This is a genomic window from Parabacteroides leei, assembly GCF_023369805.1.
GTDB classification, from domain to species: Bacteria; Bacteroidota; Bacteroidia; order Bacteroidales; family Tannerellaceae; genus Parabacteroides; species Parabacteroides leei.
In genome coordinates, this window is the sequence record NZ_JAMBQG010000016.1 from 19,372 (window position 1) to 37,168 (window position 17,797).

At 42.1% G+C, this 17,797-nt stretch carries 15 protein-coding genes; 5 read left to right on the top strand and 10 right to left on the bottom strand.

The window, feature by feature from the left end:
- Nucleotides 1-113 precede the first annotated feature (113 nt).
- The 9 genes from M1P97_RS19440 to M1P97_RS19480 all read right to left on the bottom strand — a co-directional run bounded on the left by M1P97_RS19440 (nucleotide 114) and on the right by M1P97_RS19480 (nucleotide 11,507).
- The gene (locus M1P97_RS19440; RefSeq protein WP_249389942.1) at nucleotides 114-1,082 is read right to left on the bottom strand and encodes a hypothetical protein; all 969 of its coding nucleotides are present in this window, start codon (nucleotides 1,080-1,082) and stop codon (nucleotides 114-116) included.
- Nucleotides 1,083-1,425: 343 nt separating this feature from the next.
- Entirely contained in the window at nucleotides 1,426-1,779 is a 354-nt protein-coding gene (locus M1P97_RS19445; RefSeq protein WP_249389943.1) for a hypothetical protein, read from the bottom strand.
- A 134-nt stretch (nucleotides 1,780-1,913) separates the two neighbouring features.
- Nucleotides 1,914-3,089 (bottom strand): MFS transporter, encoded by a 1,176-nt coding sequence (locus tag M1P97_RS19450; protein WP_249389944.1) that lies wholly within the window; start codon nucleotides 3,087-3,089, stop codon nucleotides 1,914-1,916.
- Nucleotides 3,090-3,157: 68 nt separating this feature from the next.
- A complete protein-coding gene (locus tag M1P97_RS19455; RefSeq protein WP_195374422.1) occupies nucleotides 3,158-5,041 on the bottom strand; it encodes an ABC-F family ATP-binding cassette domain-containing protein in 1,884 nt (627 codons plus the stop codon).
- Nucleotides 5,042-5,191: 150 nt separating this feature from the next.
- Nucleotides 5,192-6,076: a hypothetical protein gene (locus M1P97_RS19460; protein WP_249389945.1), complete on the bottom strand. Its 885-nt coding sequence runs from the start codon at nucleotides 6,074-6,076 to the stop codon at nucleotides 5,192-5,194.
- Between the two features lie 57 nt (nucleotides 6,077-6,133).
- Complete coding sequence (locus M1P97_RS19465; protein ID WP_249389946.1) at nucleotides 6,134-7,936, bottom strand: FimB/Mfa2 family fimbrial subunit; 1,803 nt, start codon at nucleotides 7,934-7,936, stop codon at nucleotides 6,134-6,136.
- Between the two features lie 41 nt (nucleotides 7,937-7,977).
- Nucleotides 7,978-8,916, bottom strand: a complete 939-nt coding sequence (locus M1P97_RS19470) for a FimB/Mfa2 family fimbrial subunit (RefSeq protein ID WP_249389947.1) — start codon at nucleotides 8,914-8,916, stop codon at nucleotides 7,978-7,980.
- A gap of 81 nt (nucleotides 8,917-8,997) precedes the next feature.
- The gene (locus tag M1P97_RS19475; RefSeq protein WP_249389948.1) at nucleotides 8,998-10,398 is read right to left on the bottom strand and encodes an Mfa1 family fimbria major subunit; all 1,401 of its coding nucleotides are present in this window, start codon (nucleotides 10,396-10,398) and stop codon (nucleotides 8,998-9,000) included.
- A 308-nt stretch (nucleotides 10,399-10,706) separates the two neighbouring features.
- The gene (locus tag M1P97_RS19480; protein ID WP_394803934.1) at nucleotides 10,707-11,507 is read right to left on the bottom strand and encodes a phospholipase A; all 801 of its coding nucleotides are present in this window, start codon (nucleotides 11,505-11,507) and stop codon (nucleotides 10,707-10,709) included.
- Nucleotides 11,508-11,703: 196 nt separating this feature from the next.
- Between M1P97_RS19480 and M1P97_RS19485 the strand changes: the two genes are divergently transcribed.
- Nucleotides 11,704-13,497 carry a MutS-related protein gene (locus tag M1P97_RS19485; protein WP_249389950.1) on the top strand — a complete coding sequence of 598 codons (1,794 nt, stop codon included), beginning with the start codon at nucleotides 11,704-11,706 and terminating at the stop codon, nucleotides 13,495-13,497.
- Between the two features lie 33 nt (nucleotides 13,498-13,530).
- On the opposite strand, the gene M1P97_RS19490 is transcribed toward M1P97_RS19485, so the two are convergent.
- Nucleotides 13,531-14,328 (bottom strand): M48 family metallopeptidase, encoded by a 798-nt coding sequence (locus tag M1P97_RS19490; RefSeq protein WP_249389951.1) that lies wholly within the window; start codon nucleotides 14,326-14,328, stop codon nucleotides 13,531-13,533.
- 183 nt (nucleotides 14,329-14,511) lie between these two features.
- Between M1P97_RS19490 and argR the strand changes: the two genes are divergently transcribed.
- The 4 genes from argR (at nucleotide 14,512) to argC (ending at nucleotide 17,789) form a co-directional block, all read left to right on the top strand.
- Nucleotides 14,512-14,955: an arginine repressor gene (gene argR / locus M1P97_RS19495; RefSeq protein ID WP_075560094.1), complete on the top strand. Its 444-nt coding sequence runs from the start codon at nucleotides 14,512-14,514 to the stop codon at nucleotides 14,953-14,955.
- 66 nt (nucleotides 14,956-15,021) lie between these two features.
- Nucleotides 15,022-15,612 carry a GNAT family N-acetyltransferase gene (locus tag M1P97_RS19500; protein WP_195374409.1) on the top strand — a complete coding sequence of 197 codons (591 nt, stop codon included), beginning with the start codon at nucleotides 15,022-15,024 and terminating at the stop codon, nucleotides 15,610-15,612.
- Between the two features lie 12 nt (nucleotides 15,613-15,624).
- Nucleotides 15,625-16,824 carry an argininosuccinate synthase gene (locus tag M1P97_RS19505; protein ID WP_249389952.1) on the top strand — a complete coding sequence of 400 codons (1,200 nt, stop codon included), beginning with the start codon at nucleotides 15,625-15,627 and terminating at the stop codon, nucleotides 16,822-16,824.
- Entirely contained in the window at nucleotides 16,821-17,789 is a 969-nt protein-coding gene (gene argC, locus M1P97_RS19510; RefSeq protein WP_249389953.1) for an N-acetyl-gamma-glutamyl-phosphate reductase, read from the top strand. Before M1P97_RS19505 ends, argC begins: the two co-directional genes overlap by 4 nt.
- Nucleotides 17,790-17,797: the final 8 nt, after the last annotated feature.

A 17,797-nucleotide genomic window follows, 5' to 3' on the forward strand; every position in this document is an offset into this window, starting at 1 on the left:
ACCAACAGCTATTTGCCAATAACCAATATTGGTAGGATGTATTCCATCGGTATCTATAGTCTCATTCCCCGGAACATAATTATCAGAAGGACGTTCTATACTAGGGTAGGCATTTAGAGAGCATTATTGTCTATAAAATACGTAAAAGAGACATAATCGGGAGAATTAGCCAAATCATTGTATGCCTTATTCAAACGATGAACTTTCAAGTTAAAACCTTTCTCTCCATAAATACCGGAAGTTATATTAGCCGGATATTTATTACCCAATCCACCATTTTGGGAAGGCAGCAAAGCACTACCTAACAGAACCCGGCAAGACGGGAAACTTTTATGAATCCGATTAATAATTTTTTTTGCTCCATTTATAATAAAAGATTGATCGGCAAATGGATCTAGCCATAATAATTCATTGATTCCTAACTGTAAATAGATATAATCAAGTTGTCCATTACAATATTGATCGACATAAGATCGGATATCAAAACCATCTATATATTTTTGCCAAGTCCAACCGGGGTTTCCTTCCCAACCAATAGTATGACTATCATTTTGTAATCGACCGACCAAATAAAAGTTAGTTAAAGATAGCCCTTCAGGTAGTTGAGCCACTCCCGGAGTATTTTTTAATCGGCGACTTAATTCTATTGGAGTCTGTCCAGCATACATTAAGCTATTCCCCAAACATAAGATATTCTGGCGAGACTTCGGATTTTTAGCTTTTCTAGTAATAAGAGTTACATCTTTACGATCAAGTATATTTCCCTTGAAATCATAGATTTGGAGTTCCATCGTACATTCACCGACATCTTTCGAATCTGGTATATATCGCCAGTATTTACTATAACTGTTCCCTTTGTCGCATTTCAAAGCTAAACCGCAATTTTCAGCGTCATAGTTAATAATACTATTAAAATAAATTTTTAAAGTATCTCCTACTACTGCATATATTTTATCACCGATTGTCAATTCTATGTCTACATCTGAAAGAATTGGTTTGTCTATGTCCTCATCATCCTGGCATGAAATGAGAACGAATAAGCTACTAAATAATAAAAAAATCGATCTATATCCCATTCTCATTTATATCTACATTAGTTTGTTACTGTAAAAAATATATCATCTTTGACAAATGTAAAACATTAAATCTGCATAACCGATAACAACCACTTCTTTTACAAACCTATAACCTTTTTTTCAAATTCAGTTTTGATATTCAAGCAGACAGCTTATACCTTTCATACGAGGACCACACCCAACGTAAATAAATCATGAATGATACCAGACAACTCATAATAGATTAATCAATATTTTTAAGTGCCACAATATATAAAAAGAAGAGACTGCACCAACAAAATGTGCAATCTCTTCTATCAATTTTCAGTAACCGTTCTCCGAATGATATTTTATCCGAATCCTTTCTTTATTAAAGGCTCAATGCGCGGTTATTATTATTTGTTACATTCAACAATGTTACATATTTGCGATACTGATCGGGAGTCAGAACCTGTTTCATCAATTTCAAGTTCCCGTAAACAGCCTGATGCATCTTCTCCTGTTGTTTGCTTTCGCTTGAACGAAGGCTTGCACGTTGCATATCAAGGAAATATTCATTTATATTTGCTACTTCATTTGTCTGAGATGGAGTTAATTGTAAATAATAACTCAGTTTTTCAAAGTTAATAGCAAACGGTTCCTTACTCATCTTACGGTTCTCGCGTGCAAAACCTACTGTTGCACATAATAAAATGGCTGCTACAGCCATACCTAAACGTCTCATAATACCTAAACATTAAATTAATAAACCTAAACATGGAGGCCGCTGCCTCCAATCTATCTCTCTTTTATTCTTGCGTTCAGATATATAACAATATGTTTTATAACATTGTTCACGAACAGGTATTTGAAACGTAATCAGTCTATCAGTTTATTCTTCTCATACGACGACCGTACCCAACGCAGATAAACCAGAAGCGACACCAGGCAACAACCCGAACCGACTAAATAAGCTGTTGCCAGATCAGCACGTGAAGCAATAAAACCGGCAGCAAGCATACCGATTCCCACACCGAAATCGAAAGAAGTCAGATAAGTGGAAGTAGCCGTCCCACGCATATGATGCGGAGCCACATTCACAAAAAGACATTGAATAGCCGGTACACAAACACCAAATCCGATACCGATAGCCAGCGCAGAAGCGAAGAAAACAATCTCATTATGGAAAAGGGCAAAAACGGCAAACGAAAGTGTCAGGAACGTCAGTGCACTGATCGAGACCAGATGAATCTTTCCGTGATCGACCAAACGTCCGGAAATAAGACGGGCCACTCCGACTCCTATCGCCATGAAAATAAAGAAATAACCCGGATTTGCGACATTGATTTCTTTCCCGTACAACACCACAAAAGAGGTCACCATCCCATAAGGAATCGCACTCAACAGATAGGCCAGCGCTGTCGGCAATGCTTTCACCAGGATAAAACGATCCAGTGAAAAAGTTGGTCTCGGTACTTTCTCCCGCTTCGGATAACGGATCAGGCAAACCGAACCGACACCCACCAAAGCGATTACCAATCCGGCAAAAACCACGGGATGAAAACCGAACCGATCATAGATAAACACGGCCACCAACGGCGAGAGCGACATCGCCAGATTGATCGTCAACCCATAAAAACCCATTCCCTCCCCTCTTCGTTTGGAAGGAATCACATCGATCGCTATGGTATTTCCGGCAACGGAAGTCATTCCCATAAACCCACCCTGAATAAAACGAACTGTCATAATAGTCAACACCGTCGTTGCAAACAAATAACCGGTAAACATACAGGCAAAAACCATAAAAGCCAACAAATATAATGGCTTGCGAGAAAAACAATCCACCAGATATCCGGAGAACGGACGAACACATAACAAACCGATCGAATAACTGGAAAGAGCGATTCCCACTTCCGACGGATTAATCTTCAAAACTTCCACCAAGTAAACCGGCATAGTTGGCATCAACATGTAGAATGAGAAGTTCATCAGGAAATAAGAGATACAACACTGAATGAAATTCCGGTTCCAAAGCACAGGTTTCGTTTCGTTCATATCTTTAGTAATTAAATACGGATGGAAATACTCCCACCCGTACATTATATTATATATGTAATATCGTATTAAGCCAATTCACTTAGCTCCAGCCAACGCATTGTCTTTTCGTCGATTTCTTCAATTACTTTCGCAATACGTTCCGACTTAGTCATCAATTCATCGTTGCTAAGCGTTCCGCTACTCATTGCTGTTTCCAGTTCTGCCTTTTCGGCTTCAAGCTGCGGTATTTCCACCTCCAGTGCTTCAAATTCTTTCCGTTCTTTGAAGGTCAGTTTCTTTTTCTGCTCAGGCTGCGGACGGTTATTCTTTTCAGGAGCCGGTGTTTGTTTGGGCTGACGGGCCGCCTCCGCCTCTTTCTCCAACTGATCCTGCACCTCTTTCCAGTCACGGTATTGGGTATAATTACCAGGAAAATCCTTCAAATCGGCATTACCACGGAATACCAACAGGTGATCGACTACTTTATCCATAAAGTAACGGTCGTGCGAAACAACGATTACACACCCCTTAAAGTTACGCAGATACTCTTCCAATACATTCAGGGTCACAATATCCAGATCGTTGGTCGGCTCATCCAAGACAAGGAAGTTCGGGTTACGCATCAGGACAGTACACATATAAAGACGGCGTTTCTCTCCACCACTCAGTTTGTAAACATAGCTATGTTGCTTTTCGGGAGTGAACAGGAAATAATTCAGAAATTGGGAAACACCCAACTTCTTTCCGTCCCCAAGATCGACATATTCGGCTATATCCTGCACGACATCGATTACCTTCATCTGCTCGTCAAACTGCAATCCATCCTGACTGTAATAGCCGAAACGGACTGTTTCGCCGACATCGAAGCGTCCGCTATCCGGTTCCACTTCGCCCATCAGCATTTTAATAAAGGTAGACTTCCCTGTTCCGTTGTTACCTACGATACCCATTTTTTCGTAACGGGCAAAAATATAATTGAAATCTTCTACTATCTTGATATTGCCGAAACTTTTCGTAACATGCTCCGCTTCAAATATCTTCGAGCCGATATAGGATGCTTTCACATCCAGGTTCACATTCCCGTTGTCCCGTTGCTGCTTGGCTTTCTTTTCCAGTTCATAAAAAGCATCGATACGATATTTAGCTTTCGTACCGCGTGCCTGCGGCTGACGACGCATCCATTCCAACTCTTTACGCAACAGGTTGTTGGCACGTTCCACCTCTGTGTTCATCGTCTCCATCCGTTCCTGACGCTTTTCCAGATAATAGCTGTAATTACCTTTATACTGGTAAATTTGCTGACGGTCTATTTCGATAATCTCGCTGCAGACACGGTCCAGGAAATAACGGTCGTGCGTAACCATCAGGATACTTATATTCGCACGGCTCAAATATCCTTCCAGCCATTCGGTCATCTCCAGATCGAGGTGGTTGGTCGGCTCATCGAGAATGATCAGTTCGGGGTCGGTGATCAGAACGTTAGCCAATGCCACACGTTTCAACTGTCCACCGGACAGATGTTCTACTTTCTGATCGAAGTTTGTAATCTTCAATTGTGATAGAATTTGTTTGGCACGCTGTTCATAATCCCAGGCTTTCAGGTTATCCATACGCATCAGGATATCCTGCAGGTTGGAATGATCATCGCTGGCCATAGCTTCTTCATACTCGGCAATCAGGCGTACCGTCTCATTGGGAGAATAGAAACAAGCCTGCAGCACGGTCAACCCTTCCGGATAAACAGGTGTCTGCTCCAGATAACCGACACGCAGGTCGTTGCGGAACACAACCGCCCCATTATCATAATCCTCCTTTCCGGCAATGATATTCAGTAATGTAGTTTTACCTGTACCGTTCTTTGCAATAAGGCCCACTTTCTGACCTTGTGCAATACCAAATGTAATATCCTCAAAAAGAACCAAATCGCCGAAGCTCTTGGTCAGTCCGTCTATCTGTAAATAACTGATCATATTGCCTTGTATACTTTACTTTAAGGAGCAAAGATACAAAAATTCGGTGGAGAGTCGTTACACGAATATTTACCATAACAAACTTTCCAATAATAACCGTATACTTTTTAGATCACTATTTTATCATAAGCCCCACTCGTGTGGGGAAATTTAATCCGATAATGCAGCCTTTACACTGGTTTCCATTCTATACCGAGGTGCCATACTCCTTAACCCTGTAGTTTGGTTCTCATAAATCCGTATATCTATGTCATAGATATAATTCCGGTATGGTATCGGCAATTCGGTAGAAAACTCCTGCTTCTCTGAAGAATTATTTATCCGGGTATACAGATAAATCTGCGGCGCCTTTTCAGCTTCGTACATATAAACGATATTCATATACTTTCCGGTTCCATCCGGTTCAAAAGTAATCGGATCGGCAATATTAAAATAATCAGAGCTCGAAAGCCCACCTCTCAGTCCCTCTACAATATGGGTATAACTTGCCTCATTGGCTATGACAAACGTATTATCCGTACTTAATGCAGGATTTTCCGGGAACGTAAGTGTGATCCTGTATTTGGCACAAGTACGTTCCACATTCACGATAGCAGAAGAATTCATATCGGTAAAGTCGTAGTCCAGTAATTCTCCATACATGCAAAAGCCTTCATCCGGATCCAATTCATGGTTCTTATCCACTGCAGGAGTAGTCAGATCCATTATATCATCGAGAGTGTTAACTGCAGCCAAGTCGGCATTCCCATAATTGGTGATCATATAAACATCCTTCTTTTGAAGCTCGGACAACTGGAGAGGTAAAGCGATCAGCCTGTATTCATCCATGTCCATTGAACCTATATTGACATATTTATAAGCAATCTCATTGGAAGAGGGCTCAGTGAGGAATAAGGCAATAGTATTAATTGTCTGTTCGCTCTTCAGATTATCCTCATCTACCATCGTTTTACTTTTAAAATTGCCCTGTTGTAGCCTGATATACGCAGTTGTATCCACATCCGGCTTCGGCATATTGTCGTCACTGCAACTCATTGTGCTGAATAATATTATTGATACTACAAAAATCAGTCTGTACATAATAATTTCCTCCTATTCAACAGTTCTTACACAACGGGTTGTAGCATTGTAATCAAACCGCTGGAAGTTCCCGTATAACACTTTGTCCCAATTGGCACGGTTAGACAAATCCACGTAACCGGCAGAATACCAGAATGCCTTTACCTGAATAGCCGCTTCATTGTAAATCCAGGACTCTCCGGCAGGTGTAGCGGGAGGAGACGGAAACGGCCATCCTTCCAGATAATCATCCACTCTTACCTTAATATCTCCGGGGGTGTAATAGGTATCGACTACCCCCAACTTTACGTCACTGATTTTGTCTTCCCAGTTATTTTCATTCATCAACACAGTAGCCGATAAATCCCTTCCTGTCAATTTCTCCAGTAAAGATTGGGCTGCCTTCCTTAAAGTCAGGGAATAATAAGGAATGGGGGCACCCGGATGATTTTTATTGTAAGTATTGGCATCCCATGTATTCGACATCCATATCGTATAAGTCTTATCCAACAGTGCCATATAAGACATCAACTCACAGGAATTAATCATTCGCCACCCTTTACCATATTTCTTCTCGCAGTAGTAAGGCGCCTCCCCTTCCTTGATAGCCGGTTGTCCGGTTGCAGGATCATAATAAATAATTTCATCACCATACCCCTCTTTCAGTCCTTGCGATAAAGTTTCATCTCTTGTCATCATCTCGATCTTTCCACAATCGGTAGGCATAACGATACTCGAATCCGTTGGAAGTACGGGAGGAAGTACAATATGCTCATTACCCTGAAATATATACGTATATGTATCTTTTACCCAAGGCTCCACTTCAATCCGCGTTTCAATTTCTCCTTCGGTATTTATATACGCATTTACGATATAATGATAATTACGGATCACACTATTGTCCGACAAAACCGGAACAATACGTCTTTGGTCGGTAATACCGACTTTATCCGGATCGTTCTCTATTGCGAACACTTTATTATTGATATATAATTCCGTATAATCCGTACCATTCTCCGGAAGAAGTAATTCCGGGATATAGAACACAACGGCTCCTATGCTATCCTTCTGGTAATTAAGCTCTGAAAGAGATGCCTCCAGGGAAGAGCTTCTATCACCCGGATAATAATTGTCATAAGGAGGAACGGATAAGTCCGAAGCTACATTTTTCAGTTGAATGGAAGTTACGGCATGGTCGGGAAGTGTACTGCCCGGTACTTTCTTACGAATGACAACTTCCACTTTCGCCATGGCCCGTATCAACTCTACGCTGTTTGTAGGTAAAGGCAGTAGTACGGGAGCCTGCTCGGTTCCACCCTTGACTACCGTGATATTCTCATAAATACCCGACATCAAAAAACGTCCTTCCCGACTACTTCCGTCAGGTTTAAATCCGGAGTTATAGGCTATATCGGTAAACCTGGCATCTGTGCTGAAATCAGACTTATTCGATATATCGAGCAGAGCCGATACAAAATCGCCGGAATAGACAGATTCATTCGCAATGAAGTAGAAATCATAAGTACCCGGATATATAGTGACGGGATTGCTCGTTGTTTCAAAGCCATCGGGAAAATAGAGTTTCCGGTTAAATACAACAGAACCGTCGCCGGAATCGAATGCAATCATCCGGACTTCATCTACACGGTCCTCCCAGAAACGTCTATCATCATTGATGCTCGATAATGAAGTACGGACTGACAAGTTGATAAAAGCATACCCATCCGTACCGCTATCGATACGCTCCTCATCCGCACAACCAGACATTGCCATCAGTAGGAAAAGCAAGCCTGCCAGGCAATGTCTATATTGTATGTTATATTTTACCAATCTCATTATTTTCATTCATTAGTGGCCAGTTTATTCCTAGCCGGAAATCACATTTCCGTATCGTAGCTATGCACCAGCCAGTTATTTACCCATATTTCCGTGATGACATAATTACCACATTCGCACTGGTCTTGTGTTGTGAATCTGATGGCAAAATCATGGTCACAGTTTAAATCGACTTCAGGATTTTTCAGTAAAAGCGTACCTAACAGACTGCCTCTATAAAGTTCTTTACCGCTTACCTTATTCCGAACCACAATTGTATTATTATGGCCTGTTTCAAGTTTCAGAAGAGAAAATTCTGCATTCAGCTGACTGCTATATGACAGAGCAACAGGATTGTGCCTTACTACTTCATCACCGGCAATGCTTCCGTCCATTACCATGGAGCCATTATCGGATTCAACATACACTTCATGATCTTCAACATTACCCTTCAACCCTTCCACGGAAATTGTGAGTCGGTTTGTAATCTCCTGAAGATTAACAGAGGTCGTTTCCGCAACAGCTGAAGTTCCGCCATCCATGTAAACAGCACGGCTTTCACCGGAATAGACTCGTCCTTCCTTTATCAAAGCCGCTACACTCTTCGAACGTTGCAGACGGAACAACAAATCGCTTTTTGTTGTTTTCCCCAGCTGTAGCTGTTGGGTTTCAAAATACGGAACATTGATTCCCGCCCATGCCATCACTGTGTAAAGCCCTTTATCTGCGATAGTTATTTCCTCACTATATCCTTTTCCCAGAGTAACATCACCCTTATGGGCATATGCTACCAGTATATCGTTTTCATCAAATACACATAAAGTCAAATCTTTAACTTCCGCCGGATAAACAGTATCCGTCTCACAAAGAGACTTGGAATATACAGATACTATAAGTTTCTGAAAATAATCGCAATCGTAATCCTCTTTAATACATCCGGAAAAGAAAAACAAACAGAAGATTATGCTTATCGACAAAATTGATTGTAAACATAATTTCATAAAATTACTTTTAGCTACAATTAATATAATTATACTGTTCCTGCCTAAGTCCGAGAACCCAGCCCGGAACAGTATAATACATTAAAATTCAATATCATAAGAATGTACAGTCCAGTCCAACACTGTGACTTCGACAGACATATTCGTTTGTTCGGGACTTAGAGGATCAACAGGGTCGATTGGTATTTCGGGTTCTTCAGGACCTGGTTTCGGATCTGGATTCTGAGGATTTACGGTATTCGGATCTTCCGGATACAATGGATTCCAGTTATAACTAAGTCTTTTGAAACCAGTAATATTAACATGGTAAATGTGATTCCTCACTACCGGAGAGTTCAAAGGGGTAGCCAGATCATCGGGATTCAGCCACGCATAGTTAATCATCTTCCCACCAACGTAAGTAGCTACTTTCTGGTTAGAGACAGCAGCAAGCGCCGCTTGTTTGGAAGAATAGATCTTTCCGTCGGTCTGGCCCACATAGAAAGTTCCTCCAGTCAAAGTTCCTCCGTCAACGATAGCAGACGGGTCCGGAGTAAATTTAGCTCTTACCAGTACATAAGCTGTATTTCCTTTTCTATACTGAGTTGTAGCCAGATCGCCTTCCGTATGGGTGTTCTCGAACAGATACTGACCTTTCAAAGCCTTATATCCTTCTCCGGCAACCGGTTTCGTGGGAACTGCATTCTTTACTGACAAGCCCGAATAATCGTAATAAGTATCGGCCTGGCCTACGTACTCGCCCAATGCCGGAACGTAGTCGCTACCATAGGATACGTAGTCAGTCTGAGCGAGCCAGTGAATCTTATTAGTTCCCTGGGCTACGGAGAAGTTCACTTCGGAGACAGAACCGATTTTTGCTCCCTGATCATCGGTCAGATCTGCTGAAGCCGTAGTAGTTACAATAACCCTCGATGCAATACGGTCAACACTCACCGCTATCTTATTCGTGCCGTTCGACACATCCTGTATAGGGACATCAGGAGCAATGCTCTGGTTTTCCTCTTTTCCCGTCATTGTAATCAGGTCATAGTCTTCACCGTTTGCAGTTATTACCGTTGCCAGACCATCCGTCGCTATAAGGTCCTTCTCTGTCATAATACTAGTACCCAGCGGATTCGGATCATTTATAACGATATAAATAGTTTTATATCCGGAAGTCGTTTTAAACGGTTGACTCGGAGATATAGTCGTTTGCGAACGAGAAATATCCGATCCCATAAAACGTTTCGTTTCAATAGTTCCATCTCCCGATCTCATATATACGTCGAGTGTCTGCAGACTGTCCAGTCCGGCATAGGTACCATCCTCATTATAATCATTTGGAAGTGCTTTACTCGTTGTCTTTCCGGGAAGATTAACCGATAAACTCATGTAGGTAGGTATTCCCTCTTCCTTTCCTGTCGTTTCCTGAATGTTGTCATCGCTACATGCAATGAAGCCTAGCCACATCAATGAGGCTAATAAAATTATCTTGATATTCATAATCACTCTTTTTTTAAAATAAGGCATTCTTATCAAGTTAAGAATGCAAAAATAAAATGGTTCTACTCACTCTTTACCTTCACTATATTAACCACATGCGTAATGGTGAATTTATATAAATAACATTCCTTATTGAAAAAAAGTTTTTTGATCTATACCTATTTCAAGCAAAGTCTATTTTCCTGCCCAATAAAAGTTTCACCAATATAAAATTCAGTTTTTTCTTAATGAAACTTTTTTGGAATAGGGAACAATCTAATCAGGACAGAATATAATGCCAATTTCCTTCACAGAATCATTCAAGTTTCTCAATAAATACTGAAATCCTGTGGTTTTATCACAAAACCGATGCGCAACATACTCTTGAACTGATTATATTCCAGCAAATTCTCACCATATCCGTTATAGTATTGAAGGAAGAAATATTGGTTTTCGTTATTATTGAATTTATAGCTCAGCTCTACCTGGGTATTAAAGCTGAACCATGTTTTACGTTTCGTCAGGATCACTCCGCAGTTAAAACGTTTATTATCCGTTCGAAAATTAGTTGCTATCTGGAATATACCGTTATATTTCAGCAAGTTCTTGTTATACTTACCGTCGACGATCGGTATCCAGGTTTTGAACTGGGCTTCCCAGTTCTTGTTGAGGACAACCGCTGCAGCAAATGTGACCCTATTCCAGCTACGCGAAGCTGTGCTGTCTTTCCCATTCGACTCATGTTCAAGCATCAGATATCCTTTTCCGATATATTTGTTATGATGGATAATCAGATGCCCGAGCCCTATTCCCGGATTAAAGTTCAGGTCGCGCATAGGAAGAGATTTTTGGAAAACATTCCAAAAGGCTTTCTGTGTATACTGGATAAAAAGATAAGTATCGAAAGGTAATTTACTTTTAGTTAACCGCTGGGCTATACTCAACTGAAACTTGACATCCGAATTGGCTGCAGTCGGTTTATGGCCGATCGTTGTTCCACCGATAAAATAGTTATCCTTAAACAGTGAAAAATAAGGAGCTTTATCCAATACGGCACGTACGCTATCTGCATTATATTCCATCTTAGGATCTTTCACAAGCACCTGGGCTGTTACTTTTACAAAACCCATGATGAATAAAACCAACAGAGACAATGTTATTTTCTTCATAAACATTATTATATAAACCCTATAAACAAAACAAAGGTACTATTCCTTTATCCAAACAATTCACCCTGATCGCCTGAATAATGGTCCATTCGGTAACCCTTTTTTTATTAATAACCATTCCTTAACTGGTATGTTCATTTTTTATATCTTTGTCCACATGGAAAAAGTATACCAATATTATAACGAAACTATTACAGCCTATAAACGCCGTTCGGATAGTCTGAGAAAGAAAATGCATTTATGTGGGACAATCCGCTTGTTGCTGGTTGCCGGCCTTGTCGCTAGTATATGGCTACTGAAAGCAGAAGGCTGGTTAGTGTTGTCCGGTGCGGTCGTATCGTTCATTATCCCGTTCATCGCACTAATGGTTTATCATACGCACTTGTCCTATCTGAAAGAGTACGCAGATACTTTAGTACAATTATGCAACGACGAATTAAAGGCGTTGGATTATGACTTCAGTGCTTTCGACGGAGCACCGGAAAAGAGTTCGGCCGATCATTCCTTCAGCCTGGATCTCGACCTGTTCGGCAACCGTTCTATCTTCCAGTCGATTAACCGGACAGTGACAGTGGTTGGAAAAGAGACACTCACCAAATGGTTTATCGATCCGCTTACCGACAAAGAGGAAATAAAGAAACGCCAGGAGGCTATCCTGGAATTAAGCTCACTAACCCAGCTAAGACAACATTTCTTTGTCACCGGCAGACAATATCCTAAAGAGAAAGGAGATGTCAATACATTAACTGCATTGACGAATCATACTCCCTCGTTTATTACCAGTACACTTTGGAAATGCCTGATCTGGATTATTCCTGCATGCTGGGTTGCCCTGTTTATCGGGATCGCATTGGAGTTGATCAGTTTTTCCTTTTTCGGAATATTCTTTGCTTTTGCATTCTTGTTATCCAATATGCGCACCAAACAAATCACTGCGCTTCACAATTCCGTGAATAAAATGGAAATGATACTTTCCACCTATTCCCTACTGATCAAAAGTATAGAAGGCGATATTTTCAAATCGGCAGAACTTTCGGATATAAGCAAACAGTTTGCAGGAGCAGACGGGACAGCCTCGAAGGCGTTAAAGAAGCTATCCAAATGTATAGGGGCTCTCGACCAACGAATCAGTTTCATAGGAATTATTCTGAATGTCTTTATCTTACGCGATACCCGGACTGCAATGAGATTGGAAAGCTGGATACAGACACATGCAGAAGACATCCCTCATTGGTTTGAGGCGTTGGGGCGCTTCGATGCTTACAGTTCGCTGGGAGGATTTGCCTTTAATCACCCGGAATACATTTATCCGGAGATAGCCGATACTTATTTCAAGATGAGTGGTAAATCATTAGGACATCCGCTACTTCGCCGTGACGTTTGTGTGAGAAATGATATATCCATCGAGAAAAGTCCCTGGTTTCTGATCATCACCGGGGCGAATATGGCAGGTAAAAGTACTTACCTACGTACGGTCGGAGTAAATTATCTGTTAGCTTGTATCGGAGCTCCGGTTTATGCCGATTCACTGACGGTATATCCGGCAAAAATGGTAACCAGCCTGCGCACTTCCGACTCGCTCGTCAGCAACGAATCTTATTTCTTTGCCGAACTGAAACGCCTGAAGATGATCATCGACCGTTTGCAGCAAGGGGAAAAACTATTTATTATTCTGGATGAGATATTAAAGGGCACCAACTCTATCGACAAACAAAAAGGATCGCTTGCCCTGATGAAGCAATTGGTGTCTAACCAGACTTGCGGAATTATTGCAACCCACGACCTGGCACTGGGCGAACTGGAAAAAGAATTCCCTGCCCAGATAAAGAATTACCGTTTTGAGGCAGACATCAAAAATGAAGAACTGACCTTCTCGTATCAACTGCGTGAAGGGGTTGCACAGAATATGAATGCTTGCTTCCTGATGAAAAAAATGGGGATCACCGTGTAATCCCCATTCCTTTTATCTTAATTTCAACTTTTTTTATTTCTTCGTCCGGTACTTTTCTATCTCCGGAAGATATCTTTTAATATCATTTATACGTGTTGCATCACTCGGGTGAGTACTCATAAACTCCGGTGTGCTGCCTCCTTTTCCGGCAGACATCTTTTGCCAGAAGTTTACCGCCACTTCCGGATTATAACCTGCCATAGCCATAAACACCAGCCCCATATAATCGGCTTCCGATTCATGCTTACGCGAGAAAGGCAGCATGACGCCATACTGTGCCCCCACTCCGTAGACGGTGCTTGCCAACGTCTGAACAGTTGCACTTTTATCACTTACAGCCTGTCCCAGGATAGCAGCACCATATTGGGTCATCAACTGCTGGCTCATTCGTTCGTTACTATGTTTGGCTACGGCATGGGCCACTTCATGACCAACTACGACCGCCAACTCGTCATCCGATGCCACCAAAGGAAGCAAGCCCTCATATACCACGATCTTTCCACCCGGCATACAGAAAGCATTCACCTGGTTGTCTTTCACCAGATTAAATTCCCATTGAAAATTCTTGATCTCGCTTTCCATTCCATTGGCTTTCAGATAAGCCTCGGTTGCAGCTGCGATCTTCTTCCCTACCCGGGTAACCATTTCACTCTTAGCCTTATCAGTAGATTTCGTGGCCGATTTCATATAGTCGCCATATTGTGTCAGGCTTGATGACAACACTTCCTGATCCGAAACAAGCAGTACTTGTTTTCTTCCCGTCAAAGGCACACTTCCGCAACTAGTCAGCAATAAAAATACCGCCATTAATAAACCTGTAATCTTTTTCATATCTCTCATTTAGTTTTTACCGATACAAAATTATCATTTCTTTATAAGAATAAAACAATTCCAAAGGCATTTTTGCTCAATAGATATATAGGATAAATAATTATGCAAAAAAACAGCGCAACAATGTATAAATATTCAATTATTCCCGTTATATTTGCAACCGTTTTGCATAAATATACAAACATGAGTACAAAGAAGGAACGATTGGACGCTATTTGTCGCATCATACAAACAAGGACAATATGTAATCAGGAAGAGCTGCTTAAAGAATTGGAAGCCAGCGGATTTCAGGTTACACAGGCTACTTTGTCGCGCGACATAAAGCAACTGAAAGTAGCCAAAGTACACGATGCAAACGGCGATTATGTATATTGTCTGCCCGATTATTCAGCGTTGATACAGCCGAAAAAGCCCCAGACACAACATCATCCCAACATCGAATTTTCCGGAAATCTGGCAGTTGTAAAGACAAGACCGGGATATGCGATGGGTATCGCTTCCGATATCGACACCCACGCTCCTCACGAAATACTGGGAACGATAGCCGGAGACGACACGATCCTGATCATCCCCCGCGAAGGGATCAGCCGGGACCGGATAGTAAAAGCATTATCACATTTTATATAAGGGCGATAAGGGAGATTGGAGATCTTCCGTTTATAAACAAAGTAGACAAAGAACAAGCAGTAAGAAATGGAACAGGAAACAGAAATCGATGTAATGATCGCTGATGCCTCTCATGAGGTATATGTCGACACAATTCTTGATACAATAGAGGCCGCTGCCAAGGTACGCGGAACCGGTATCGCAAAGCGTACGCATGAATACGTGGCCCAAAAGATTATAGAAGGGAAAGCGGTCATTGCGCTGGCAGGGGATAAGTTTGCAGGTTTCAGTTATATAGAATCGTGGGGAAATAAGCAATACGTCACCACTTCCGGGTTAATCGTTCATCCGGATTACCGTGGATTGGGTATTGCCAAACGGATTAAGGATATGACCTTCCAGCTGGCTCGTATGCGTTGGCCGAAAGCGAAAATATTCAGCCTGACATCAGGAGCGGCAGTGATGAAAATGAACACGGAACTGGGATATGTACCGGTGACTTTTGCCGACCTGACTGACGACGAATCATTCTGGCGCGGTTGCAACGGTTGCGTAAACCATGACATCCTGGAACGTACAGGCCGCAAATATTGTATTTGTACAGCCATGCTGTTCGACCCGGCCGACCCGCATCGTGCCAAAAGGGAAGCAGACGAAAGAAATAAAAATAATAAATAAAACAAACAGACAATGAAAAAGAAAGTAGTAGTAGCATTCAGCGGAGGTTTGGATACCTCTTTTACCGTAATGTACCTTGCCAAAGAAAAGGGTTACGAAGTATATGCGGCCTGTGCTAACACTGGTGGTTTCAGCGAAGAGCAGTTGAAACAAAACGAAGAAAACGCCTACAAACTGGGTGCAACAAAATATGTTACAATCGACGTAACTAAAGAATATTACGAAAAGAGCCTGAAATATATGGTATTCGGTAATGTACTGCGTAACGGCACCTACCCTATTTCCGTTAGTTCAGAACGTATCTTCCAAGCATTAGCCATTGTCCGCTATGCAAACGAAATCGGTGCAGATGCTATCGCTCACGGTTCAACCGGTGCCGGTAACGACCAGATCCGTTTCGACATGACTTTCATGGTACTGGCTCCGAATGTAGAGATCATTACCCTGACACGCGATATGGCGTTGACTCGTGACTATGAAATCAACTACCTGAAAGAAAATGGCTTTGTTGCCGACTTTACAAAACTGAAATATTCTTATAATGTAGGTCTTTGGGGAACTTCCATCTGTGGAGGAGAAATCCTTGATTCAGCACAGGGCTTACCTGAAAGCGCTTACCTGAAACAAGTGGAAAAGACCGGTAGCGAAGAATTACGTATCGAATTCAAGAACGGAGAGATCCATGCTGTAAACGGTGAAGTATTCGAAGATAAGATCGCCGCTATCCAGAAAGTAGAAGAGATCGGCGCAGCCTACGGTATCGGCCGCGACATGCACGTAGGCGATACGATTATCGGTATCAAGGGACGTGTAGGTTTTGAAGCTGCCGCTCCCATGCTGATCATCGGTGCACACCGTTTCCTTGAAAAATATACATTGAGCAAATGGCAGCAGTACTGGAAAGACCAGGTAGCCAACTGGTACGGAATGTTCCTGCACGAAAGCCAGTACCTCGAACCGGTTATGCGCGATATCGAAGCCATGTTGCAGGAATCACAGCGCAACGTAAACGGTACGGCTATCCTCGAACTCCGCCCGCTTTCATTCTCAACCGTCGGTGTTGAATCGAAAGACGACCTGGTGAAGACTAAATTCGGTGAATACGGCGAAATGCAGAAAGGCTGGACGGCAGAAGATGCGAAAGGCTTTATCAAAGTAACTTCCACTCCGTTGCGTGTTTATTATAATAATCATAAGGACGAAGAAATATGATCAAGATCGGAATTATAGGTGGTGCGGGATATACGGCAGGCGAACTGATTCGCTTGCTGCTTAATCACCCGGACGCCGAGATTACATTTGTGAATAGTACCAGTAACGCCGGAAACCGGATCACTGACGTTCATAGCGGCCTGTTCGGAGAAACCGATATGCGTTTTACCGACCAGCTTCCTCTGAACAGCATCGACCTTCTTTTCTTCTGTACCGCCCACGGCGACACAAAGAAATTTATGGAAAGCCATACTGTCCCTGAGAACGTGAAGATCATCGACCTCAGCATGGATTACCGTATCGAAAGCGACGAACACGATTTCGTTTACGGTCTGCCCGAACTGAACCGACGACGTATCTGCAACTCCCGACACATTGCCAACCCCGGTTGTTTTGCCACCTGTATCCAACTAGCCGTTTTGCCGCTGGCCAAACACCTGATGCTGAATTCAGAACTGCATGTGAATGCGATCACCGGATCGACAGGAGCCGGTGTTAAACCTTCGTCGACTTCTCATTTCAGCTGGCGAAACGATAATATTTCGATCTATAAGCCGTTCACTCACCAGCATCTGGCAGAGATCGGACAAAGCCTGCGCCAGTTGCAGAACAGTTTCGATAGCAGTATCAACTTCATACCGGTAAGGGGTAATTTCTCCCGTGGTATTTTTGCCACCACTTACATCGACTGTAAGGTTAGCCTGGAAGAGATCAAACGTATTTACGAAGAATATTACGACGATCATTCTTTCACGTTCATTACAGATAAGAATCCGGATCTGAAACAGGTGGTAAACACAAACAAGTGTCTCCTGTATCTACAGAAATATGAGAACAAATTATTGGTCATATCTATGATTGACAACTTGTTGAAAGGAGCCAGCGGACAGGCTGTGCATAATATGAACCTGCTGTTCGGTTTAGAAGAGACTGTAGGATTACATCTTAAACCGTCAGCGTTTTAAATAAGACA